This is a genomic window from Leuconostoc sp. XM4, assembly GCF_055698815.1.
In genome coordinates, this window is the sequence record NZ_CP134507.1 from 1437363 (window position 1) to 1459801 (window position 22439).

The 22439-nt window shown below is 38.7% G+C and carries 23 protein-coding genes and 1 tRNA gene; 4 read left to right on the plus strand and 20 right to left on the minus strand.

The features are described 5' to 3' along the window. Nucleotides 1-44: 44 nt before the first annotated feature. The 8 genes from argF to serC all read right to left on the minus strand — a co-directional run bounded on the left by argF (nucleotide 45) and on the right by serC (nucleotide 9120). Nucleotides 45-1061 carry an ornithine carbamoyltransferase gene (argF, locus tag RHP64_RS07275; protein ID WP_025268297.1) on the minus strand — a complete coding sequence of 339 codons (1017 nt, stop codon included), beginning with the start codon at nucleotides 1059-1061 and terminating at the stop codon, nucleotides 45-47. Beyond that, a complete protein-coding gene (argH, locus tag RHP64_RS07280) occupies nucleotides 1061-2443 on the minus strand; it encodes an argininosuccinate lyase (protein ID WP_025268298.1) in 1383 nt (460 codons plus the stop codon). The genes argF and argH overlap by 1 nt, the downstream gene beginning before the upstream one ends. A 55-nt stretch (nucleotides 2444-2498) precedes the next feature. Continuing rightward, nucleotides 2499-3725 (minus strand): argininosuccinate synthase, encoded by a 1227-nt coding sequence (locus RHP64_RS07285; protein WP_011680142.1) that lies wholly within the window; start codon nucleotides 3723-3725, stop codon nucleotides 2499-2501. Nucleotides 3726-3915: 190 nt separating this feature from the next. Next, nucleotides 3916-5199 (minus strand): adenylosuccinate synthase, encoded by a 1284-nt coding sequence (locus tag RHP64_RS07290; protein WP_011680143.1) that lies wholly within the window; start codon nucleotides 5197-5199, stop codon nucleotides 3916-3918. 345 nt (nucleotides 5200-5544) lie between these two features. Then, on the minus strand, nucleotides 5545-6267 hold the full coding sequence (locus tag RHP64_RS07295; RefSeq protein WP_462785004.1) for a YebC/PmpR family DNA-binding transcriptional regulator: 723 nt from the start codon (nucleotides 6265-6267) through the stop codon (nucleotides 5545-5547). An 84-nt stretch (nucleotides 6268-6351) separates the two neighbouring features. Then, nucleotides 6352-6840, minus strand: a complete 489-nt coding sequence (locus RHP64_RS07300; RefSeq protein ID WP_025268300.1) for a phosphatidylglycerophosphatase A family protein — start codon at nucleotides 6838-6840, stop codon at nucleotides 6352-6354. A 16-nt stretch (nucleotides 6841-6856) separates the two neighbouring features. Further along, nucleotides 6857-8035, minus strand: coding sequence for a 3-phosphoglycerate dehydrogenase family protein (locus RHP64_RS07305; RefSeq protein ID WP_025268301.1), 1179 nt, complete (start codon nucleotides 8033-8035; stop codon nucleotides 6857-6859). Further along, nucleotides 8032-9120: a 3-phosphoserine/phosphohydroxythreonine transaminase gene (gene serC / locus RHP64_RS07310; RefSeq protein ID WP_025268302.1), complete on the minus strand. Its 1089-nt coding sequence runs from the start codon at nucleotides 9118-9120 to the stop codon at nucleotides 8032-8034. The genes RHP64_RS07305 and serC overlap by 4 nt, the downstream gene beginning before the upstream one ends. Nucleotides 9121-9360: 240 nt before the next feature. On the opposite strand from serC, the gene RHP64_RS07315 reads away from it, so the two are divergent. Further along, nucleotides 9361-9444: transfer RNA gene (locus tag RHP64_RS07315), tRNA-Leu, on the plus strand. Nucleotides 9445-9487: 43 nt separating this feature from the next. Here the strand turns inward: RHP64_RS07315 and pta are convergent. After that, nucleotides 9488-10468: a phosphate acetyltransferase gene (gene pta / locus RHP64_RS07320; protein ID WP_011680147.1), complete on the minus strand. Its 981-nt coding sequence runs from the start codon at nucleotides 10466-10468 to the stop codon at nucleotides 9488-9490. A gap of 105 nt (nucleotides 10469-10573) precedes the next feature. Next, on the minus strand, nucleotides 10574-11236 hold the full coding sequence (locus RHP64_RS07325) for a uracil-DNA glycosylase (protein ID WP_011680148.1): 663 nt from the start codon (nucleotides 11234-11236) through the stop codon (nucleotides 10574-10576). A 48-nt stretch (nucleotides 11237-11284) separates the two neighbouring features. On the opposite strand from RHP64_RS07325, the gene RHP64_RS07330 reads away from it, so the two are divergent. Continuing rightward, nucleotides 11285-11824 (plus strand): LURP-one-related/scramblase family protein, encoded by a 540-nt coding sequence (locus RHP64_RS07330; protein WP_010294919.1) that lies wholly within the window; start codon nucleotides 11285-11287, stop codon nucleotides 11822-11824. Between the two features lie 41 nt (nucleotides 11825-11865). Here RHP64_RS07330 and RHP64_RS07335 read toward each other — a convergent pair whose 3' ends face one another. After that, nucleotides 11866-13008 (minus strand): PTS sugar transporter subunit IIC, encoded by a 1143-nt coding sequence (locus RHP64_RS07335; protein WP_011680149.1) that lies wholly within the window; start codon nucleotides 13006-13008, stop codon nucleotides 11866-11868. Nucleotides 13009-13387: 379 nt separating this feature from the next. Between RHP64_RS07335 and RHP64_RS07340 the strand changes: the two genes are divergently transcribed. Both RHP64_RS07340 and RHP64_RS07345 read left to right on the plus strand, forming a co-directional pair. After that, complete coding sequence (locus tag RHP64_RS07340) at nucleotides 13388-13708, plus strand: hypothetical protein (RefSeq protein ID WP_011680150.1); 321 nt, start codon at nucleotides 13388-13390, stop codon at nucleotides 13706-13708. Further along, nucleotides 13692-14396, plus strand: coding sequence for a methyltransferase domain-containing protein (locus tag RHP64_RS07345; protein ID WP_011680151.1), 705 nt, complete (start codon nucleotides 13692-13694; stop codon nucleotides 14394-14396). Before RHP64_RS07340 ends, RHP64_RS07345 begins: the two co-directional genes overlap by 17 nt. 40 nt (nucleotides 14397-14436) lie before the next feature. Here RHP64_RS07345 and RHP64_RS07350 read toward each other — a convergent pair whose 3' ends face one another. The 9 genes from RHP64_RS07350 to RHP64_RS07390 form a co-directional block, all read right to left on the minus strand. Beyond that, on the minus strand, nucleotides 14437-15273 hold the full coding sequence (locus RHP64_RS07350) for a DUF368 domain-containing protein (protein ID WP_011680152.1): 837 nt from the start codon (nucleotides 15271-15273) through the stop codon (nucleotides 14437-14439). 80 nt (nucleotides 15274-15353) lie between these two features. Then, a complete protein-coding gene (locus RHP64_RS07355; protein WP_011680153.1) occupies nucleotides 15354-15884 on the minus strand; it encodes an adenine phosphoribosyltransferase in 531 nt (176 codons plus the stop codon). Between the two features lie 34 nt (nucleotides 15885-15918). After that, complete coding sequence (gene recJ, locus RHP64_RS07360; RefSeq protein ID WP_025268303.1) at nucleotides 15919-17886, minus strand: single-stranded-DNA-specific exonuclease RecJ; 1968 nt, start codon at nucleotides 17884-17886, stop codon at nucleotides 15919-15921. Further along, nucleotides 17873-18829, minus strand: a complete 957-nt coding sequence (gene rnz / locus RHP64_RS07365) for a ribonuclease Z (protein WP_014324966.1) — start codon at nucleotides 18827-18829, stop codon at nucleotides 17873-17875. Before rnz ends, recJ begins: the two co-directional genes overlap by 14 nt. A gap of 125 nt (nucleotides 18830-18954) precedes the next feature. Beyond that, nucleotides 18955-19470, minus strand: coding sequence for a peptide-methionine (S)-S-oxide reductase MsrA (gene msrA / locus RHP64_RS07370; protein ID WP_002815174.1), 516 nt, complete (start codon nucleotides 19468-19470; stop codon nucleotides 18955-18957). A 60-nt stretch (nucleotides 19471-19530) separates the two neighbouring features. Further along, a complete protein-coding gene (locus tag RHP64_RS07375; protein ID WP_041775202.1) occupies nucleotides 19531-20484 on the minus strand; it encodes a ketopantoate reductase family protein in 954 nt (317 codons plus the stop codon). A 109-nt stretch (nucleotides 20485-20593) separates the two neighbouring features. Next, nucleotides 20594-21325 (minus strand): tRNA (guanosine(37)-N1)-methyltransferase TrmD, encoded by a 732-nt coding sequence (trmD, locus tag RHP64_RS07380; protein ID WP_025268305.1) that lies wholly within the window; start codon nucleotides 21323-21325, stop codon nucleotides 20594-20596. Further along, nucleotides 21325-21846, minus strand: a complete 522-nt coding sequence (gene rimM / locus RHP64_RS07385) for a ribosome maturation factor RimM (RefSeq protein ID WP_011680158.1) — start codon at nucleotides 21844-21846, stop codon at nucleotides 21325-21327. Before rimM ends, trmD begins: the two co-directional genes overlap by 1 nt. 75 nt (nucleotides 21847-21921) lie before the next feature. After that, a complete protein-coding gene (locus tag RHP64_RS07390) occupies nucleotides 21922-22404 on the minus strand; it encodes a methylated-DNA--[protein]-cysteine S-methyltransferase (RefSeq protein ID WP_025268306.1) in 483 nt (160 codons plus the stop codon). Nucleotides 22405-22439 lie beyond the last annotated feature (35 nt).

A 22439-nucleotide genomic window follows, 5' to 3' on the forward strand; every position in this document is an offset into this window, starting at 1 on the left:
AAAAGGAGCCTAATTATTTAGGCTCCTTTTTCTTGTTGCTATTTTTAATTCAGCTCCGGAATAAACATATTTCCTAAAGTTGCTGCCATGACAGCTTTAATTGTATGTAGCCGGTTTTCTGCTTGCTCAAATTGATGCGCATATGAAGCATGAAAGACCTCATCAGTGATTTCCATCTCTTTAATACCAAACTTGTCATAAATATCTTGCGCCATTTTAGTATTCAAATCATGAAATGCTGGTAAATCATGTAACACAATTACCTGTTCGTTGTTTGTTTTTTCGACTAATGTTGCGTTAATTTGATAAGGTGATAATAACTTTATTCTTTCTTCAAACGTATCTTCTTCACCCATCGAAGCCCACACATCCGTGTACAAGACGTCAACATCATTTACGCCATCATCAATGTCATCTGTAACAAGCAATTTTGCACCTGATTCAGCAGCTTTTTGGTTGGCTATATTTAGAATTTCTTCACTTGGTTGCAAACTTTTTGGTGATACAATATGCACATTAACACCTAATATTGCCCCTGTTACCAACAGAGAATTAGCAACGTTATTTCGACCATCACCCATATAGGCTAAGGTAATACCCGCTATGTGGCCTAGTTGTTCCTTAATGGTAAGAAAATCAGCTAACATTTGTGTTGGATGCCAATCATCTGTCAGACCATTCCAGACTGGCACGCCACTGTAAGTGGCCAATCCTTCCACTGTAGCTTGCGAAAATCCGCGATATTCGATTGCATCGTACATGCTCCCAAAAACCTTTGCCGTGTCTTCCAGGGACTCTTTCTTGCCAAATTGAATATCATTTTTACCTAGAAACTCCGGATGAGCGCCTAAGTCATTTGCAGCAACGGTAAAAGAAGAACGCGTACGCGTTGAAGTTTTTTCAAACAACAAGGCAATATTTTTGCCCTCAAGGTATTTATGCGGTATATTATTTTGCTTTAAATACTTGAAGTGCGCAGCCAAATCAATGAATGTTTCTAGCTCTTTTTTTGTAAAATCAATTTCTTTAAGAAAAGATTTTCCTTGAAAATGTGAATGCATTACCTTGCCTCCAAAACTTTTTTATTTCTTACAATTTCTTTTTTAACATTTTCAACAGCCGTACCGCCTAACGAAGTGCGTCGGTTAACTGCTGTTTCAGATTGTAGTTTGTCGTAAATGTCTTCTTCTATTTGTGGGGCTACGGCTTGCAAATCAGACAGAGACATTTTTTGTAATGGCATTTTTGATTGAATACCTGTCAAGACTAATTGACCCACAATTGCATGGGCTTCACGGAATGGTACACCTTTAGTGGCCAAGTAATCCGCTAGTTCAGTCGCATTCGAAAAATCATCTTGTGTTGTGGCCAGCATACGCTCTTTATGAACCGTCAAGCCACTTAGCATACCCGTAAACACCTTAACAGAGGCTAGAACCGTATCCATAATATCAAAGACCTGCTCTTTATCCTCTTGCATATCTTTGTTGTAGGCTAGTGGCAATGACTTCATCGTTGTCAACAGACCCATTAATGCGCCATAGCTTCTTCCTGTTTTTCCACGAACTAATTCAGCAAAATCAGCATTCTTTTTTTGTGGCATAATTGACGAGCCGGTTGAAAAATCATCTGATAGTTCAATGTAATTAAATTCGTAAGTTGACCACAAAATTAACTCTTCTGCCATTCTGGAAAGGTGCATCATTAATATAGCGGCGTTTGACAGGAATTCTAAAGCAAAATCACGATCTGACACGGCATCTAATGAGTTGTGATAAATACTGTCAAATCCCAGTTCTGAAGCAACAAATTCACGGTCAATCGGGAAAGTTGTCCCGGCTAATGCCGCTGCTCCTAACGGCAAAATGTCTGTATGCTTTTGGTTAAATTCGAAACGTTCATAGTCACGTTGAAACATTTCAAAGTAAGCAAGAAGATAGTGACCATAAGTTATTGGCTGCGCATGTTGCAAATGCGTATACCCAGATATGATGGTTCCTGCATGAGTTGTCGCCAAAGTTAACAACTCCTCTTGCAATTCGGTTAGAGATTCTAGAACGTGGGGCAAACGATGCTTGACCCATAAATGAAAATCAGTGGCCACTTGGTCATTACGGGAACGAGCAGTATGCAATTTTCCTGCCACCGGACCTATTTTCTCGGTCAATAATGATTCGATATTCATATGAATATCTTCGTTTTTAACGTCAAACTCAATTTTTCCAGCAATGAGTTCTTCATTGATGATTTTCAAACCAGCAACGATTTTTGCTGATTCTTCCGGACTTATAATGCCTTGTTTGCCAAGCATTTTCGCATGTGCTATCGAACCTTCAATATCTTCAGCTGCCATTTTTTGATCAAAGTGAATTGAAGCACCAAATTCATCTACCCATTCTGCAGCTTTAGCAGTAAAACGACCACCCCATAATTTATCACTCATATTATTCATTACTCCCTTTATTGCTATCTATGTACACGAGCTAGGCTCGTATTTTTTATTTCACTGTGTTCTTTTTCGCTTGTGAATGGACATGGTTGACTTGTTCATAAACCGTATTACTTAGTGTCCACAATTTGATAAAGCCTACCGCAGATGCTTGGTCAAATGATGATGATGATGTATATGTTGCCAAATCTTCATCGTATAGTGAGTTGTGTTCAGATTGGCGGGCAACCGCAGTGGCATTACCCTTAAACAACTTCATCTTAACCACACCATTGACATTTTGTTGTGTGCTATCAATAAAGGCCATTAAACTATCAAACAATGGTGATACCCACTTCGCTTCATAAACCAAATTAGCTAGCTGTTGTTCCACAATTGGCTTGAAATGAGCAACATCACGTTCTAGCGTCAAATCTTCCAAATCCTTATGTGCTGTCATCAGTACAGCTGCAGCTGGTGCTTCATAAATCTCACGTGACTTAATACCAACCAAACGATTTTCAATATGATCGATACGGCCAATACCATGCTTTCCAGCAATCTCATTAACCGCCACAATGAGCTTTTCTAATGACAATACTTCACCATTAAGCGCAACTGGCACACCAGCTTCGAAAGTAACATCGATAAATTCTGGTGTATCTGGTGCATCTTCAATGGCAGTTGTTAATGCAAATGCATCTTCTGGCGCTTGGTTCCATGGGTTTTCTAAGATACCAGCTTCATTGGCACGTCCCCATAAGTTCTCATCAATTGAGTATGGTGAATCTAAATCAATAGGTACCGGAACATCATGTTCTTGTGCATATTGAATCTCTTCTTCACGTGACCACTGGAAATCACGAATGGGTGCTTCAATCTTCATGTCAGGGTCCAATGCATGAATTGCGGCCTCGAAACGTACTTGATCGTTACCATGACCCGTTGAGCCATGCGCAATCGCAACGGCATCATTTTCATGTGCGATATCAACTAACTTTTTGATGATTAATGGACGAGACAGGGCTGATACCATTGGATATTCGCCTTCATACATCATGTTAGCTTTAATAACTGGTGCAACATATTTATCTGCAAATTCAGCTTTTGCATCGATAACGATTGATTGTTTGGCACCAACTTTTAAGGCTTTTGCTTGAATTTCATTTAAATTCTTGCCATGTTGCCCAACGTCCAAAACAACTGCGATAACATCGTACCCTTTATCCTTTAACCAAGGAATGGCTACTGAAGTATCTAAACCGCCGGAGTATGCTAATACTAATGTGTCTGTCATAATTTTGCCCTCATCATTTTTTCTTTAGCTATTCGATGATTATATATTAACCCCGTTTGATTAAATATGCAATAATATTTCGTTTATATACAGTATAAAAGTGAATATATGCTATTTTATTGTATATTTAATAAAAAAAAAGCAGATAAGACGAATTTATTCATCTTATTTGCTTTATTAATTGTACTGTTTATTCCCAAACTGGGCGCAATAAATGTGTCTGTTCTGGCTTAGGGCCAACAGCGAAACTTAATAGATCAACTTCCAATAATTCAGAAATTCTTTTCAAATAGTTTTGTGCATTAATTGGTAATTCGTCAAACTTCGTGACATCAGTAATATCTTCATCCCAACCAGGCAATGTCTCAAAATTAACATCTAGTCCTTGGAACCAAGTATCTGATGCTGGGAAATGATGAATTTCTTCACCTTTATAAGTATATGATGTTGCAATTTTAACTTCTTTTAACCCAGATAAAACATCTAATGAATTAATAGCTAGTTTCGTTAAGCCAGATACTTGCACTGCATGACGCAATGCAACAGCATCTAACCAACCAATTCGGCGTGGGCGCTTTGTCACAACACCGTATTCATGACCAATTTCACGAATATGGTCCGCTGTATCATTAAACAATTCTGTGGGGAATGGTCCTGAGCCAACGCGTGATGTATAAGCTTTAATAACGCCCACAACATCTTGAATTTGCTTTGGCCCTACACCCGCGCCATTCATAACGCCACCAGCAGTTGGATTTGAACTAGTAACAAATGGGTATGTGCCGTGGTCTACATCTAACATGACCCCTTGGGCTCCTTCGAAAACTACACGTTTGTTTTCTTTCATTTGTTGACCAAGTAAGTAAGATGTATCAGTGACATACGGTGCCAATTGACGACCATATTCAACATATTTATCATATATTTCATTATAGTCAAGCGCTTCTTCACCATATAACTTGGTTAATTGCGCATTCTTGAATGGTAAGTACTCTTTTAATAACTTACCAAAAATTTCAGGGTCAATTAAATCAGCAACACGAATACCAACACGTGAAATTTTATCTGTATAAGCTGGGCCGATACCCTTTTTTGTTGTACCAATACGATTATTTGATGCTGTTTCAGATGCTTTGTCTAATGCGATATGATAAGGCATAATCACATGCGCACGATTTGAAATAATCAAATTTTCAACTGTAACACCCTGAGATTCAACTTCTTTTATTTCTGCTAACAATGCTTCTGGATTAATAACCACACCGTTACCCAAAATAGCAAGTTGTCCCTTTGTGACAATTCCTGATGGCAATGCTGATAACTCAAATTTTGTATCACCATGCCAAATTGTGTGTCCTGCGTTATTACCACCTTGATAACGCACTACTGCGTCCGCATGTTCCGCGAAAAAGTCAACGATCTTTCCTTTTCCTTCATCACCCCATTGCGAACCAACAACAATTACACCAGACATATATTTTTTCTCCTATAACACTAATAGCTGCTTTCAGACGGGATAGGCTTGTCGGAGAAAACTAACTATTACAAAAAATAGTTAATCTGTTTGCACCTATCCGTGAGTGTCCCTCTATCAATGTTGCTTTTTTAGTAAAAAACGAACATTAAATACGTTAATCGCTTTTTACTTATCCATTTTACCATAATTATAAATTATATTTTGAGAATATTACTAATTATTTCTAACATTTATAGTGTATGTCTTAGTTTATTGCTCTTTCAGCTAAATATGAAAGACAATTATTGTCCTTTTTGAAAGTAATTGTAAAAAAAAATACATCCATTGATGTATTTTACCTACCTAATCAGCGGTTGTGTAAACTGCCAAAACGTCTTCATTATCTTCTAATTCATCGACTAACTTATCCAACTTCTCACGATCTTCTTCTGAAATGTCCATTGGATTTTGAGCGATCATTGTCACTTCTGCGTCTTCAAAAACATATCCAGCTTCTGTCAAAGCCGATTCAACAGCTTGGAAATCAGCTGGCTCTGTATAGATTTCAAAAACATCATCAGAAGTTTGCACGTCCTCCGCACCTGCTTCCAACGTAGCCTCTAGCACTGTGTCTTCGTCTAGATCGGGAAACGCACTACGATCAATAGCAAGATAACCCCTGCGATCAAACTGAAATACCACTGATCCTGAAGTTCCCAATGCACCGCCAGCGTGCTTGAATGAGTTACGAACACTTGATACCGTGCGGTTAATATTATCTGTAGACGCTTCGACGAGAACAGCTACCCCAGCAGTACCATACCCTTCGTAAGTGACTTCTTCAAACTTAGCGCCATTTGCGCCAGAAGCCTTATCTAACGCACGTTGTATGTTTTCCTTAGGCATGTTAGCGGCCTTAGCTTTTTCAACAACTAATCGCAATGACGCGTTCATATCTGGATCTGCACCGCCGGCCTTTGCAGCAACATATAAGTCGTGCGCTATCTTTTGAAAAATTTTACCACGCTTAGCATCTTGGGCGTTTTTACGACCTTGAATGTTATGCCATTTACTATGTCCTGACATTGTGTCATCTCCTTGAAATTAATGAATAACGCTTCTATTTTAACAAAAAATAACTACAATTTCCAGTAAGCACAGTTTAAATCATTAATATTGATTACCGCCCAAAAGCTCCAAATATGACATTGCTGAACTGGCAATCAATGCTGCCAAAATATCGTCTAAGTAAACATTAATGCTATCGGTCTTGTCGTTAATTTCTCCAATTAACCCTGGCTTTAGGTCATCTAACAAACCATAATGCACTGTTGCAGCCGCAGAAAATTGTTGCGTAATTGCAATTGCCAAAATTTCATCAACATTATGACCATTGGCATCGCGTTGCAAGCGTGCTTTTAAGGGTTGGTCATCGGGCATAACTTCTGCTTGCTCATCAAGGTATATCGCAGTCAAAATAATATCAGCTACTTCATCTTTGTAAAGAACATGTGCAATAGATTTGGCCAATACTTCTTCATTAATGGTATCTTTGTATTTGTTACTCAAAAATGTACGTGTGCCTTCGGCGATATCATTGGTAGTCACACCTCGACGTGCGAGCGTTGTGATTGCTGATTCTTGTAATTCTTTAGTCATTTTGGTTTTTCCTTCTTTATATTCTTGGGTTAACATAACGACGAGTTAAGATAACGTGTGGAATTTCATCCAAAGCCGTTTTTACCAACTCTTGTTGTTCTTCAGTAAAGTCGTTAATTGCCACCATTGTATAGGCATAATTTCCAACAGCACGATTACTTAACTGTTCAATGTTGATATTATGATCACCAAAGAACTTTGAAATTTGTCCCAACATATTCGGCACATTTTCGTGAATAATACCAACGCGATACTTAGTCGTGAATGGTTCATTAATATCTGGATAATTAACTGAATTTACAATATTTCCTGTTGTTAAATACTCATCTAGTTGACGTGCAGCCATCAAAGCACTCGTGTCCTCTGCTTCAATAGTTGATCCACCAATATGCGGCGTAATAATAACCTTAGGATTATCAAACAAAACACTGTCAGCAAAATCAGTGATATAGACACGTAACTGATCATTATCCAACGCTTCCTTTGCAGCTTCATCATCAACAATGCCGCCTCTTGACAAGTTGAGTAACGCAGCCGTTGGCTTCATCAGATGCAATTTATCCGCATCAATGAAATAACGATTTTTCTCTTCTAATGGAATATGAACAGTCACATAGTCGGCTTGCTCTAATACTTCCTCAACACTTCTTGCATGAACAATATGACGATCGACACGCCAAGCTGTATTGGCATTCAACCCAGGATCATAACCAATAACGTCCATATCAAGAGCTAAGGCGGTGTTAGCAACTTTTGATCCAACGTTTCCTAACCCAATAACACCCAGTTTCTTTCCTGCTAGTTCTGTGCCACGGTAACCACCTTTATTTGACTCAGTGCGCAAAGACACATCCCCGCCCCGTGTATCATTAGCAAATTGTATAGCACCAACTACTGGTCGTGCTGCCAAAACTAGTGATGCAATTGTTAGTTCTTTCACGGCATTTGCATTCCCACCAGGCGTATTAAAAATAGCAATACCACGTTTTGATAATTCCTCAACAGGAATATTATTAAAGCCAGCACCAGCACGAACAATGGCACGAACATTATCATCGATTGGTTCATCGTGTAAATTTTGTGAACGTAACAAGATGCCTTTTGGCGCATCATTACCGTTAATGTCGTAGTGATGGTCTTTCAAATAGTCCAGTCCTTTAGAACTAATAGCATTATAAGTTTTAATGTTTGTCATTTGTAATTATTTTCTGCTTTCTTCAAAAATGTAATTAAGGCATCAACTGCTTCAATAGGTTGTGCATTGTATAATGAAGCACGGAAACCACCAACCGACCGATGACCACTTAAATTAAATAAACCTTCTTTAGTTGCGTCTTTGGCTATTGCTTGATCTCGTTTTAAGTCTGCTGTAGTAAAGACAACGTTTGTCAGTGAACGTGCCGATTCATCAACCAATGCATGATAAAATGTAGAGTTATCTAGGTAATCATACAATTTTGAAGACTTCTCAATATTTTGCGCATACATACTGTCAACGCCTCCCTGCTCTTGTACCCACTCAAGTACTAAGTTCAGAGCGTAAATCGAAAATACTGGCGGTGTATTATACATTGAATGCTTGTCCAAGTAGTTTTGATAACGCAACATTGAACCTACATTTTCAATATTTTGTTCTTTTAACCAATCTTTTTTGACGATAGCAACCGTAACACCAGCTGGCCCAAGGTTCTTTTGCGCCCCCGCAAAAATAGCATCAAAATCATTGACATCATATGGCTCTGCCAAAATATTTGAACTCATATCTGCTGTTAATCGACCAACGGTTTTAGGCAAAATCGATTGGTGGTAAGTAGCACCCTCGATTGTGTTATTGGTCGTTAGATGTAGGTAATCATACTCATCGGCGTTGAAATCTGTAGATAACATAGGTAAATGATGATAATGATCCACTTTGGAGCTGTCCAAAATTGTTGCTTGTTTCCCAATAGTAACTGCTGCCTGCGCTGCCTTTGAGGCAAAGTTACCTGAATCTAAAACAGCAATTCTATTCTTATTATTGGCAAAGTTAAGTGGCAACATTTCAAATTGCGTGGATCCCCCACCCTGAATAAATGCAACACCATAATCATCTGATATATTCATTAAATCACGCAAACGTTCTTCAGCGCTGTTAATGATTTCTTCAAATTGCGTGGAGCGATGCGAGATTTCTATGATGGACATATGCGTAAATTCATTTTTGATGAATTCATTTTTAATCTTAGTGAGAACTGGCGTCGGTAGAACACCTGGACCAGCAGAAAAATTATAGTTTGTCATTAAAAATCCCTTTCAATATACAAAAAGACAACACAAGTATACACACCCATGTTGTCCGTCATTTCTACGTTATCTGTACGCAAAGAATCCCGATCACATGAGTGGTCGAGTGGAGGATGATGTTTGATTGAAGAATAATTTGTTCATAATACATCCCTGCTTCTTTGAATAATTTAATAGTACTATACCAGAAAAATTTGTCAACCCTTACTTTTTCAGGTATAATAAAAAAGTTGAACCGCGGATATGGCGGAACTGGCAGACGCGTACCGTTCAGGTCGGTATGGTGGCAACACCGTGCAGGTTCGATTCCTGTTATCCGCATAAAAAAAGACTTAACTTTTCAGTTAGGTCTTTTTTTATATACTTATAATGCTTGCGCAGCAGTAATAATAGCTACTTTATAAACATCCTCTTCATTGGCTCCTCGCGATAAATCAGAAACAGGCTTTGCTAAGCCTTGTAAAATAGGTCCAATCGCTTCAAACCCACCCAAGCGTTGTGCAATTTTATAGCCAATATTACCTGCTTCTAGACTTGGGAAAATAAATGTGTTCGCTTTACCTGCGACTTTTGAATCAGGCGCCTTTGCGGCAGCAACAGATTCAACAAACGCAGCATCAAACTGTAACTCTCCATCAATTGAGTCCGCCAGTTCAGGTGCTAACTTTTTAGCCAATGCAGTGGCAGTTGCCACCTTATCGACCAAGGGTGATTTCGCGGAGCCCTTAGTTGAAAATGAAAGCATCGCAACTTTTGGTTCAATATCAAACACTTGAGCTGTGTGGGCTGATTGTATTGCAATTTCAGCCATCGTGTCCGAATCAATGTCAATGTTAATGGCAGCGTCCGCAAATACATAACGCTCTTCGCCTTTTTGCATAATGAATGCACCAGAGATACGTGATGAGCCAGGCGCCGTTTTAATGATCTGCAACGCAGGACGAACTGTATCACCAGTTGGATGTACTGCGCCTGACACCATACCGTCAGCTTTGCCAGTATAAACCAGCATTGTCCCAAAATAGTTAACATTTTGTAGCCATTTGGCAGCTGTCTCAGCGTCTGTTTTCCCTTTGCGCCTTTCGACAAGTGTCGCATTTAATTTTGCCAATTCATTCTCATCATATGAAGCAGGATCAATCGTCTCTATGTTCGACAAATCAAAGTTATGGGCTTGGGCAGTTTTTGAAATTTCCTGTGCATCCCCCAATAATATTGGCTCGATCAAATTATCAGCTGCTAATCTGATAGCTGCGCCCTGGATACGGGGATCTTCACCTTCCGGAAATACAATTGTCTTATTTTGACCGGTAATTTTATTTTTTAATTGCTCAAAAAGTTCCATAAATTCCTCCAAATTCGCTGCTACGAATTAATTATTTACAATTTAATTGTAACAGACAACTACACAAAAGTCTGTGTATTTAGCAATATTTGTGAATTTATTCACTCATTTCAGCCAATCAATAGGTTGTCGCCCCTTAGCAACTAAAAAGTGATTTGCTTTTGAGAACGGTTGACTTCCAAAAAAGCCACGGTAAGCTGATAGTGGGCTTGGATGGGCACTCATTAAGACGAGATGCTTAGACTCATCAATAAATTGACGTTTCGATTGGGCAAACTTTCCCCACAAAATAAAAACTTTCGGTGCATCATCTTCAGAAGCAATTTGGATCAAACTGTCCGTCAACGGCTCCCAAATTTTCCCTTGGTGCGCATTAGCCTGCCCTTCTGGAACTGTTAAGACAGCATTTAGTAGCAATACACCTTGTGTGGACCAGCTGGTTAAATCATGTGATTGACGAGGCCCAACATCTGTCGAAAGCTCTTTTAAAATATTCTGTAAGGAAGGTGGTGCTGGCACGTTTTCAGGAACTGAGAAGCTCAATCCTTGGGCCTGACCAATATTGTGATATGGATCTTGCCCCATGATGACCACTTTCGTCTCAGGCAAAGGTGTTTTCTCAAGAGCAGCAAATATATTTTTTTGCTGTGGAAAAATATGAGCATCTTCCCGGTAAGTTGATTGAATAAACTGCGCGACTTGTTTTAAATACTCAGGATTTAACTTGGCTTTAACAGCTGGTGCCCAAGTTGTATGTGATAATGGCATTTTCTTCTTCTTTCGTGATAAACTTGTAATTGAATACGAGGTTTGCAAATGACAAAATATTACTTACGTCAACGACATAGTATTAATGATGGCGTCAACATTGTTTTCGACCAAGATTTTAAAGCGTCTTATTTAGTGTCTGGCCGTTCTGGTAAAAAATCTGACGAAATTCAAGTTCAAGACATGTCCGGTCGCGTTTTGGTGCGCATCCGCCAAACATCTTATGGTATTATACCAAGATTTACCCTCAACTACCGTGGGCATATCGTCGGGTCAATTAGTTTTACACTAGGCCATATTAGTGACTTTGTTTATGTTCGACATTTAAGCTGGTTAATATCTGGTAATTTCATTGCAAATCGATACTTCATATACCACAATACCAAAAAATTGCTTAGTGTGAAACCGGAAAATCGACCAGATGGTCTATATAATCAATTGAATGTCACATTTGATGCTCAGGCTCCTGTTCATATTGCAATTGCAGCGTTACTCGATATTTGGGGCGTAAAATCAAATCCATTAAAACACTTTAACTGGCTCAAAGGGCCAAATAACTTATCCTATCGCTCAACATACACAAAATAAAAAAGCATGATGTCTCAATTAGCGACTCATGCTTTTTTATATTAAATCATCTCCAAGTGCAATTGTTGTGGCTTTGCCCAACCCATTTTACGCATGAAACGATAACCAACAAATGAAACAATCACGGGAACACCTACACCGATAATCATGTAAGCAGCAAATGCAGCAGGATTTGAACCAGCCAATGCCAACGGAACGATAAATGAATTAAATCCAATACCAGCCATTGAGAAAGGTGCAGTAACATTAAACGCGATTGTTGCGATTGGTGCAGCAATTGCTGCGCCAATCATTGGTGGAATAATCAAGGCAGGATTTTCAGTCAAATTTGGAAATTGAATTTTTGGTGTAACAATACCTTGAGCAATTGTTGCGCCAATTTTATTTTCATGAAATGACATTGCAGGGAAGCCAACGAATACAGCCGTTGTACCGATTAAGATTGCTCCTGCAGCCTCTGGTGAAGTTACACCTGTTGCACCAATTGCCACAGCTAAAGCTGCTGCGGAGGCTGGTGTCATGGTCATTGCACCAAAGGCCATTGCAACAATGGCTGTACCAATAATTGGATTAACTGCAACACTCGAAGCAATAAACTTTCCGATTGCGACCAATGCCGGTGTCGTAACAGCTGCCAAGTAGTACCCTGACACCGTGCCAACAATTGTGGTCGCCGCTGGTACAATAACCATATCTAATGGTGTCTTACCACTCAACCACTTACCAAACAATACGGCAATCACACCAGCCATAACAGCTGAAATTGGTTGTCCAGTGGTCATTATGGCTGAACCAGCAGCTTGTGCACCAGCGTATCCGGTTGCTGTTACACCCTCCACGGCTTTATCTGTGAAGAAAACAGCGTTGGCACCAACCGCTGAGGCAGCCATCGCACTAAACATAACCATTGTATTCGTTTTCATTTGTGATGCAATCGCGGCGCCAAATGCTGCTGGTAACATAATTTTAGTGATTGCACCCATTTGGACCATCGGTGCCCAGTGGATGAATCCTGCAATCGTCTGCAGCAACAATCCCATACCCAAGGTAACCAAAATGGCGTTTGAGACAGCTGCACTGACTTTATAAACAGTGTCACGAACTGACTCTTTTTCTTGAGCTACTTTTTCTTTAATTTGATCTGTATCAATTTTATGTTGTGGTGTAATTGCGTTTTGTGCCATGTTATTTCTCCTGTTTAATAACTTAATTCCAATATGAGCTACTAACAATCGTTGAGAAAAATAAAACGTCCCAACGATTGCTCGTTAGGACGTTTCCTACCTAACCAGCTACTCTGACTCTTTTAGTAAAGTCTAGTAGCTGATTATTGCTCAAATAACAACCTACTAGACTCAAATGAGAAGGAGGTTGAGGAGGAGTGCGTTATTTTGATGTGCTTGTACATTTTTAGCCATGATGCGTCTCCATTTTTTGAGCGAATTACTCGCTTGTTTCTATGAGTAATAATATACCCTAATAACATTTATATGTCAATACTTTTTTATAAATCTAATAAAACTCTCCAAAACTATAGTATAATAAACAAGGAGGAAAAATATTATGAAACAGATATTTCAATTTATTGGGGCCGTGGTTACAGCGATTATTGGGCTGTTAATTTTGATTCCTGTCATTTTAACAATTATTGGCGTAGCAGTTCCGGTCGTACTTAGCATTATTGGCATTGCACTCTTCGTTGCCTTAATTATAGCTGCTGTTGCTGGCATTATTGGCTTAGTTGCATTTTGGCGTTTCAGAAAAAATATCAAAGATAACGAATTTGAGTTTGTTAGAAATGGTAAACATTTCAACATACATATTAGTAAGGACGGTACCAAGGTAAACCATCGACGTGATGTAACAAATGACGATGAAGATTAAACTAGCGCAATATGCTCAGCAATTTTCTGACAGCCCAGATACGTTGGTTAAAATAAATGCAGCTCGTAAGGCATTACAGTCCCTTGCTCAGCATACTTTACCCGAAAACCCCCTACCTCAGCTTAGTTTTTCTAGTCAAGATATTCTATCCGATTTACGACTGATGCCTCTTGATGATTTACTTTCTGAATTTCGACAAACAATTATTAAGTCTTTTGGCGTCTGGCATTTGCCAAATAAGCTTTGGTTATCGGATTTAAATCAATTTATTGATGGCCGACGAGTTTTAGAAATCATGTCAGGAAATGGCGTTATTTCTAGCCAATTGCGCCTTTTTGGCAATAACGTCATCGCAACAGATAACTTCGACTGGCACGGTCAAGATATACAGCATCCTGATTTATGGACAGAAGTTATCTGTTTAGATGCATTGGAAGCTATAAAAGCAATGTCCTATGATGTGGTTATTCTAAGCTGGGCACCTGATACAGATGAAACGGACTGGCAAGTTCTACAAGGCCTACGTGCGCAACACTTTAATGGTGATTTTATTGTCATTGGTGAAAAAAATGGCGCAACCAATTCACAATTATTTTGGCAGAATGCAAAACTAGCACGCCCCAAAAAATTAAATCAACATCATCAACCATTTGATTTTATTAGTGATCAAGTTTGGTTAGTACAATAAAAAAACGATCTGGCGATAGAAATTATCACATGATCGTTTTTTATTTGTACTTTTCTTCTAAGCCGCTCATCCAGTGACCAGCCCATACACCGAGGATGAATAAGATAAAACTTATAAATCCGCTCATTATGTTAAAGCCACTATAATCAGCGACTGGTGGAATAACAATTAAAAGCGTTGACACCACAACAATACCTAAAATGAAATGGTATACCTTAGCATAATAGTGATGTAAAAGATAGTTCATTAATTTTGAAAAAAGGATTAATGTCAACATACCACCAAGTGCTATTGGCAAAAATACACTTATATCAGCACGTTTAAATCCGGCTAACATTGGGTCAAATAATCCTAGGTATAGCAACAGGTTTGATGGACTTAATCCCGGGACAATAACGCCTAACGCGATTAGTGCCCCCGCCAACATCCAAGAAAAGAAATTAATTGGCATCGTCCCAAAGATGGCCGTCATATTATATAGGAATAATCCACCAGCAACTATTGTGACGATGAATAATATCCAATCGCTCGGGCTCCGCCCATGCTTGCCACTTTCCTTTGTCAGAGCTGGTAAAGTACCAACAATGGCACCAGCAAACCCCCACAAAATAATTGCTTTATATTCAACAAGCAAAAATTCTAATGGTCGGCTTAATAAAATAATACCAGCGATACCACCCAAACCCACTGGTAGAAAAAACCAAAAATCTTTCTTAAAATTCTGCCTCAAATGCGCCATGAAGTTCAGCATTCGTTCGTACAAGCCAAGAATTGCTGCTAATACGCCACCGGATACACCAGGAAGAATAAACCCTAGAGCAATGAATATCCCTTTGAAAAAGCGTATAAACCACTCTTTAATGTTACTATTGTTCATCAGTAGCACCTCAATATAATGTATATTATTGTTCTAAGTATTTTACGGCATACTGCCAATTACACTAAGCTTAAAAAAACTTAATATTCCATTAAAGCTAGGAATGGCACTTCACCAGCTTTCATAATTTTTTCACGGCCTTGCAAGCTTTCTAATTCTATAATAAAAGCTACACCAGCAACGATGCCACCAAGTTTTTCAATAATTTCACGTGTAGCATTAATAGTGCCACCTGTCGCTAGTAAATCATCAACAATCAGCACACGTTGTCCTGGCTTAATAGCATCTTTATGAATTTCTAACTCATTAACACCACCATACTCTAATGTGTATGATGCTGATACAGCTTCACGAGGTAATTTGCCACCTTTACGAGCTGGAACAAAGCCGATATTCATCGCATACGCCAGCGGAGAACCTACAATAAATCCACGTGATTCAGGACCAGCAATTAAATCAACGTTTAAATGTTTAGCAAAATCAGCAATAGCATCTACTGCTTGCTTATAGGCCACACCATCACCCATCAATGGTGAAATATCACGAAAACTAACACCTGGTTCGGGGTAATCTTCAACTGTTGCAACAAAATCATGTAAATCTACTGTCATTCTAAATCTCAGAGCTATCGCTCATACTTTCTTTTTAACGATTTGCCAAATACTTTTGGTATGTTATTGACGTGGTTAAGGGTTTTTGTGCTGCTCCCGAAATAATTGTAACAAATCCATTGGTAACATGCACGAATCCTAATTCAATAAATACTTGAATCATAATATTCAAATCGTTCTTATTGATATTTAACTGTTTCGCTATTTTATCCAAGTTCTGCGCAAAATTTAGATCCTGATGTGCGTAAATGAATTTATATACTTGAGCAAAAAACTTTTTATGAGCAGCATTTTCATCAGTTGCCTCTGATGTATTAATAGCAGTTAGTAGAAGCTGTATCGTTTTGCGCCCACGGAAATAATTAATACCCAGAGTCGCAGCAAATGATATCCCTACTGGATTAGCAACCATAGGCACCCAATCTGGATGGTTAAAGCCAACTGCTTCAACATTATTTTCTAAAGCTAACTTAATATGTTGCTTTAAGTTTCCCATGGTTGTTACTTTATTAATTTTTGGTTGCTGCAATCCAAACACTGGTTGCTGATTTCCAGTACCGAAAGGTTCAAGCAGGCGTAGTTCTTCATACGTTTCAGTGCTGATTTCATTAACCGACAGTGTCGTATTAATACTAATCGGCTTGGCATGAATTTGTAATTTAGCTGAGTTCAAACGAACTTGCTCTTTTAATACATCTAGTTGCTCTGGGGAAATAGCTAGTCCTAGTGCACTGGCATGCCCACCAAACGTATCATACAAATCGTGAAAGGTATTCATAAATTGATAGAGGTCAAAATCACCAAAAGTCCGACCAGATCCTTTATAAACACCATCCGTTAAACTTAAAACAATTGTTGGTTTTTGTAATAGTTCCACCAATCGACTAGCCACAATACCCAAAATTCCTTGATGCCAATCTTGACCAGCAATAACCAAGACTTGATCATTTTTGTACTCGTCTGACAAAGCCATTTGTTTTGCAGACCCAAATACCTCTTCAACAATTTCTTGACGTTGCGCATTAATGGCCTCAACTTCAGAAGCAATGGCAGTTGATTCTTCTGGATCTTGACTTAACAAAAGTTGTAGAGATAAGCTAGCATCCCCTAATCGACCAACAGCATTTAAGCGAGGGGCAATCTTAAATGAAACGGTTTCTGAAATAACTGGTTCATTATCTTTCTTACCCGCATTTTTCAAAACTGCGGTTAGACCCGGACGTGGCGAAACATTAATTTGTTTCAATCCCCATGAAACTAGAACCCTGTTTTCGTCAGTCAAAGACACCATATCAGAAATTTCACCTAACGCAACGAGATCCAACAACTCAGTTGGTAGCTCTGTTTGATCCTCAACTGGTTGCCCTTCATTTAATAATGCTTGGGCAACTTTGAAAGCAACACCAGCGCCAGATAAATCACCAAATGGATACTGGCCTTTTGGATGTCTTGGGTGAATAACGGCATAAGCGTTTGGCAATGTGGCAGGCATTTCGTGATGATCAGTAATAATGACATCAATACCTTGACTCATCGCATATTCAACAGCTTCTTGACCACTAACACCGTTATCTACTGTCACAATCAATTGTGCACCATCAGCAATAAGTTTTTTATACGTATCAATATTTGGCCCATAGCCATCTGAAAAGCGATTAGGTATGTAAGGTGTTACATCTGCCCCCAATACTTCTAAGGCTTCAACCATAATTGCTGTACTAGTGACACCATCCATATCATAATCACCGTACACAACAATCTTTTCACCACCAAAAGCTGCGTCCTGTAGACGCTCAATGGTTCTATCCATATCATGAAGTAACATGGGATCATGCAATTGTTCTACACTTGGTTGTAGATATTTAAAAGCTGCTTCTGAATCTGTATAACCCCTTTGAGCCACAATTGTTGACATAAATTGACTAATATTTAGTTGTGCGCTTAACTGCCGAACAACCTTTTCACTTGGTTGTGGCAGAATGTTCCAATTATTTTGATTCATTACTATCTTTCTTAAAAGGAATATCAATAATGTCAAAGTCGCGTGCCACATACGTGTTAGCAAAGTTGCGACGGACATCGTGTATTAATTCTTTAACCATCGGCCCAATATAGCGAGCTGAAAGATGTGTCAATACTAATTTGTTTACATGTGCCCGACGAGCCACACTTGCAGCATTTGCACTTGTTGAATGGGCATGGGCTTTGGCCATTTTCGCCTCTTCTTCGCTTGAACCATAGGTACTCTCATGCACCAGAACATCGGCATTTTTTGCTAACCACTCTACATTATCATTAGGACGAGTGTCTAAAATGAAAGTTACTATACGACCTTTTTGGGCTTTACCAATGAAATCATGACCATTAACGATACGCCCATCTGGTAGTGTAACTGTTTTTCCTGCTTTGAGTTGTCCATATACTGGTCCAGAAGGAATATTTTCCTGCTTTAGTTTATCAACTAATAGTTCGCCTGGATGATCTTTCTCTATCACACGAAATCCCCAGGTCTCAATACGATGACGCATTGGTGCGGCAACAACTTGAAAAGTATGATCTTCAAAGATGACACCTTCAGTTAAGTCAACATACTCAATTGGATACGATAGACGTGTTTCGGAAATTCGTAGTGCCGTTTGAACAAATTCTTTAACACCCTTAGGCCCATATATAGTTAAGGGCTCATTTTTATCAGCACCTTGAAAGGAACGTGAGCTTAAGAATCCCGGCAATCCAAATATATGATCACCATGCAAATGTGTAATAAATATTTTTTCAACTTTACGTGGTCGCAAAGTGGTTTTTAAAATTTGATGTTGCGTTGCTTCACCAACATCAAAAAGCCACACAGCATTGCGTTCGTCTAAGAGGCGAAGCGCAATACTTGTAACATTTCTAAATTTAGATGGTTGGCCAGAGCCAGTCCCGAGAAATTCAAGTTGCATTCATTTTACCTACTGAGCGCTTTCTTAATAACGTTCATAACTAGTCAATTATAACAAAAAATGAGCGTTTCCGCTCACTTTCATATCATTTAAATTGAATTTATCTTAAAATATATTGGTTAAATTCAATTCCACTTATCAGCTTTAAATTGCAAGCGTTGTGCCATTTCTAGTGCTTCTCGTTCTGGATCCTTCTTGTAAAAATCCTGGTGATACTCTTCTGCTTCATAAAATGGTTTGGCGTCTTCAATTTTCGTCACGATGGGTTCATCAAAACGATTTGAAGCTGCTAATGCGGCTCTAGATTCTTCAGCAATTTCACGTTGTTCAGGACTATTTACAAAAATCACTGGACGGTAGTTATCACCGCGGTCTTGGAATTGACCCATTGCATCAGTTGGATCAGTCTGTTCCCAATATATTTCGACTAGTTCACGATAACTTATTTTTTCGGAATCAAACCAAATTTTAACAGCTTCTGTGTGTCCTGTAGTATGTGTTAGTACTTGCTCATAAGTTGGATTTTCAACATGACCACCAGTATAGCCTGAACGAACCTTTTCTATGCCATCCAAAGAATCAAATGGTTGAACCATGCACCAAAAGCAGCCACCAGCAAATATTGCAGTTTCTATTGCCATGTTATTTCTCCTTACAAATTAAAAGTAAAAGCAGTTACACTCATTTTACTTTAATTAAGATTAAATTTCAAAAGTTTCCTGTTTTTTAGCTAACTTTGTTCGCTCAATATCTTCTTTAGCGTGAATTAATCTTGTTACCAGAGCATTAAATGGCATAGCTACATCATGTTCAGATCCTAATTTAGCGAAGTAACCGTTTAAAAAATCGATTTCTGTATGTTTACCAGCTTTAATATCTTGATACATTGATGGGTAATGATTTCCAGCATTTTCAGGTCGTATGAGTAAGGCTAAATCCTTCATGATCGCGTTTACATCAACGTTAATTCCTTCTAACTCACCAATTTTTTTTATTTCATCCAGAATATTTAGTGATAAATCCATACCATTTCCAGCCATACCGAACTCTGCAATATTTGCATCTAACAAAACTGTTAACGGGTTAAGGACAGAGTTAATTCCCGCTTTATGCCAAATTGCTTCAATGACATTTTGAGATAATGTCACATTGAGACCAGCCTTATTCAGAGCCGATACAATTGGTTTAGCGTTAGCCTCACCGATTGCCTGTAATTTGATGGACCCAGTTCCCGTCACGCGAATTTCACCAGGATTAATTAATTCTGATGTCCACAAAGTCACACCAGCCAAAATTTGATTGCGATTAACATGCTTTTCCATGACCTCAATATTACCAAGACCATTAGAAAGAACCAACAGCTTGGTATTCTTAGTAATAATGTGCTTGATATCTGTTAACATCATATCTAATTGAGGGGTCTTCGTTAACAAAATAATAAGGTCAAACTTACCATCAATTTCTTTAGCTGTCATAACAGGAATATAATATTTTTTTGTTGCCCCATCATCTTGATGCACTGTTAACCCATCTGTGCTTATGGCAGCAATATGTGCAGCCCAGCCATCAATTCCTGTAACTTCATGGCCAGCTTGTTGTAACATCACACCAACTCGAGCGCCTAAAGCACCAAACCCTGCTATTGCTATTTTCATAATTTTAGAAGCGTGAGTAATCAGGTATTTATTCACAATACCTGAAATAGCTAAACGCATTTCCTCCATATCTGTTTGCTAGTTCTGTTACTTTTTCTCACAAAACTTTTTACTGTTCTTCATTCTTTATATTATCCAGCAAATTCCGCTCTTGTTGCGTTAACTGCCGCTTTTCTAATAAATCAGGTCGGCGTAAATAAGTACGGCGCAATGACTCCTTTAATCGCCACTCAGCAATTTTGGCGTGATTACCACTAGTCAAGACTTCCGGAACCATTCGTCCCCGAAAATCAGCTGGTCGTGTGTACTGCGGAAATTCTAACAAACCATCTTCAAAAGAATCTCCCTCAGCACTTGCTGCATTACCTAAAATTTCGGGTAGAAAACGTACTGTGGCATCGATAATAACCATCGCGCCGAGTTCTCCACCTGTCAAAACATAGTCACCTAGTGAAATTTCATCATCGACTAATTCTCGAATGCGCTCATCATACCCTTCGTAATGACCAGCAACAAAAGTTAAATGGTCATAAGTAGCTAATTCTTGGGCAACTTCGTGGTTGAACTGTCTACCTGCTGGATCCAGCAGGATCACACGTCCTTTGCCACCAGCTTGCTTTTCAACAGAGGCCATCGCATCAAATATTGGTTGTGGTGTTAATAACATGCCAGCGCCGCCACCAAATGGATAATCATCTACGTTATTATGCTTATTTTCGGTGAAATCTCGAAAATCAGTCACTTGAAAGTCTAACGCCCCTTTATCAATCGCTTTGCCAATAATTGATTGGCGCATTGGTGCAAACATGTCGGGAAATAAGCTTAAAACATCTATTCTCATTAATCTAATAACCCTTCTAAAGCGTCAATTGTAATTAATTTGGCGTCAACATCAACTGATTTAACAACATCATCAATCATAGGAATCAAGGCATCTGATTGACCGTCACGTTGAACTATCCAAACATCATTCGCTCCTGTTTCCATAATTTCCTTGACAACACCGATTTTGTTACCATCCAAATCAACCACAGTGCTATCGATAATTTCATCGTAATAGTACTGATCGTCTTCTAATTCTGGACGAGCTGTACCTTCAATATAAACATCATCACCTTTATATTTTTCAATTTCATTAATGTTGGTTACGCCAACAAATAAAACCAACCACATGTTTTTATGTAGTCGTGATGACTGCACTTTGACAGGGATACGTCCCTGTTTTGTATCAATAAATAGATCTGCTCCCTTTTTGAAGCGATCTTGAGCAAAATCAGTAATCGCCATGATTTTCACTTCACCACGAATACCATGTGTGTTTACGATTGTGCCAACTTTAAAATAATTTTCTGTATTAGTCATAAGTCTATTGTATCAGGTTTTACAAACGGAAATACAAAAAAAGTGCGTCATAAAATCTCACTGACGCACTGTTTCTCACTTCTCTAATAGGTTTTCTAATACTAATAATTTTCTTTTAATGTCAGTACCGTATCTATACTTACCCGCACCACCACTCTTAGGTAAGATATGATGACAGGCATTAATAATTGGAATAGGATTTTTACCAATCGCTGTCGCTACAGCGCGAACAGCAGTGGGATGATTAATCTTTTTTGCGAACTGCTCGTACGTTAATAATTCATGACAGGTATTTAGGGCCTGCCATACCTCTCTTTGAAAGGCAGTGGACTTAAGGTACCCAATCTTAATCCGCGAGAAATCAATCTTTTCACCAGCAGCATACGCTCGAAAAAGACTTGTTTCTGGCAATACTTGCTGTTCTAATTCATATTCTGGAAAGTCATTTAAAAATTCGCTAACACCATCATCAGCTAGACTAATGCACACAATTTGATCATTCTTTTTAAATAATGTTAGTTTACCGTTTAAAAAAGAGATTGTTTCATATTTTATCATTACTTCACCATGACATTTTTGTGTAAAACCCAATA

Bases quoted from the DNA above. Each gene is read 5' to 3' on its own strand.
- RHP64_RS07325 (WP_011680148.1), bottom strand. From the start codon at position 11,236: ATGCCATTATCACATACAACTTGGGCACCAGCTGTTAAAGCCAAGTTA.
- RHP64_RS07300 (WP_025268300.1), bottom strand. From the start codon at position 6,840: ATGACTAAAGAATTACAAGAATCAGCAATCACAACGCTCGCACGTCGA.
- trmD (WP_025268305.1), bottom strand. From the start codon at position 21,325: ATGAGAATAGATGTTTTAAGCTTATTTCCCGACATGTTTGCACCAATG.
- RHP64_RS07335 (WP_011680149.1), bottom strand. From the start codon at position 13,008: ATGGCACAAAACGCAATTACACCACAACATAAAATTGATACAGATCAA.
- RHP64_RS07345 (WP_011680151.1), top strand. From the start codon at position 13,692: ATGACGATGAAGATTAAACTAGCGCAATATGCTCAGCAATTTTCTGAC.
- argH (WP_025268298.1), bottom strand. From the start codon at position 2,443: ATGAGTGATAAATTATGGGGTGGTCGTTTTACTGCTAAAGCTGCAGAA.
- rimM (WP_011680158.1), bottom strand. From the start codon at position 21,846: ATGACTAATACAGAAAATTATTTTAAAGTTGGCACAATCGTAAACACA.
- recJ (WP_025268303.1), bottom strand. From the start codon at position 17,886: ATGAATCAAAATAATTGGAACATTCTGCCACAACCAAGTGAAAAGGTT.
- RHP64_RS07330 (WP_010294919.1), top strand. From the start codon at position 11,285: ATGACAAAATATTACTTACGTCAACGACATAGTATTAATGATGGCGTC.
- RHP64_RS07375 (WP_041775202.1), bottom strand. From the start codon at position 20,484: ATGAAAATAGCAATAGCAGGGTTTGGTGCTTTAGGCGCTCGAGTTGGT.
- RHP64_RS07285 (WP_011680142.1), bottom strand. From the start codon at position 3,725: ATGACAGACACATTAGTATTAGCATACTCCGGCGGTTTAGATACTTCA.
- rnz (WP_014324966.1), bottom strand. From the start codon at position 18,829: ATGCAACTTGAATTTCTCGGGACTGGCTCTGGCCAACCATCTAAATTT.
- RHP64_RS07390 (WP_025268306.1), bottom strand. From the start codon at position 22,404: ATGATAAAATATGAAACAATCTCTTTTTTAAACGGTAAACTAACATTA.
- serC (WP_025268302.1), bottom strand. From the start codon at position 9,120: ATGACAAACTATAATTTTTCTGCTGGTCCAGGTGTTCTACCGACGCCA.
- pta (WP_011680147.1), bottom strand. From the start codon at position 10,468: ATGGAACTTTTTGAGCAATTAAAAAATAAAATTACCGGTCAAAATAAG.
- RHP64_RS07350 (WP_011680152.1), bottom strand. From the start codon at position 15,273: ATGAACAATAGTAACATTAAAGAGTGGTTTATACGCTTTTTCAAAGGG.
- RHP64_RS07305 (WP_025268301.1), bottom strand. From the start codon at position 8,035: ATGACAAACATTAAAACTTATAATGCTATTAGTTCTAAAGGACTGGAC.
- RHP64_RS07290 (WP_011680143.1), bottom strand. From the start codon at position 5,199: ATGTCTGGTGTAATTGTTGTTGGTTCGCAATGGGGTGATGAAGGAAAA.
- argF (WP_025268297.1), bottom strand. From the start codon at position 1,061: ATGCATTCACATTTTCAAGGAAAATCTTTTCTTAAAGAAATTGATTTT.
- RHP64_RS07355 (WP_011680153.1), bottom strand. From the start codon at position 15,884: ATGACAGTAGATTTACATGATTTTGTTGCAACAGTTGAAGATTACCCC.
- RHP64_RS07295 (WP_462785004.1), bottom strand. From the start codon at position 6,267: ATGTCAGGACATAGTAAATGGCATAACATTCAAGGTCGTAAAAACGCC.
- msrA (WP_002815174.1), bottom strand. From the start codon at position 19,470: ATGGCAATAGAAACTGCAATATTTGCTGGTGGCTGCTTTTGGTGCATG.
- RHP64_RS07340 (WP_011680150.1), top strand. From the start codon at position 13,388: ATGAAACAGATATTTCAATTTATTGGGGCCGTGGTTACAGCGATTATT.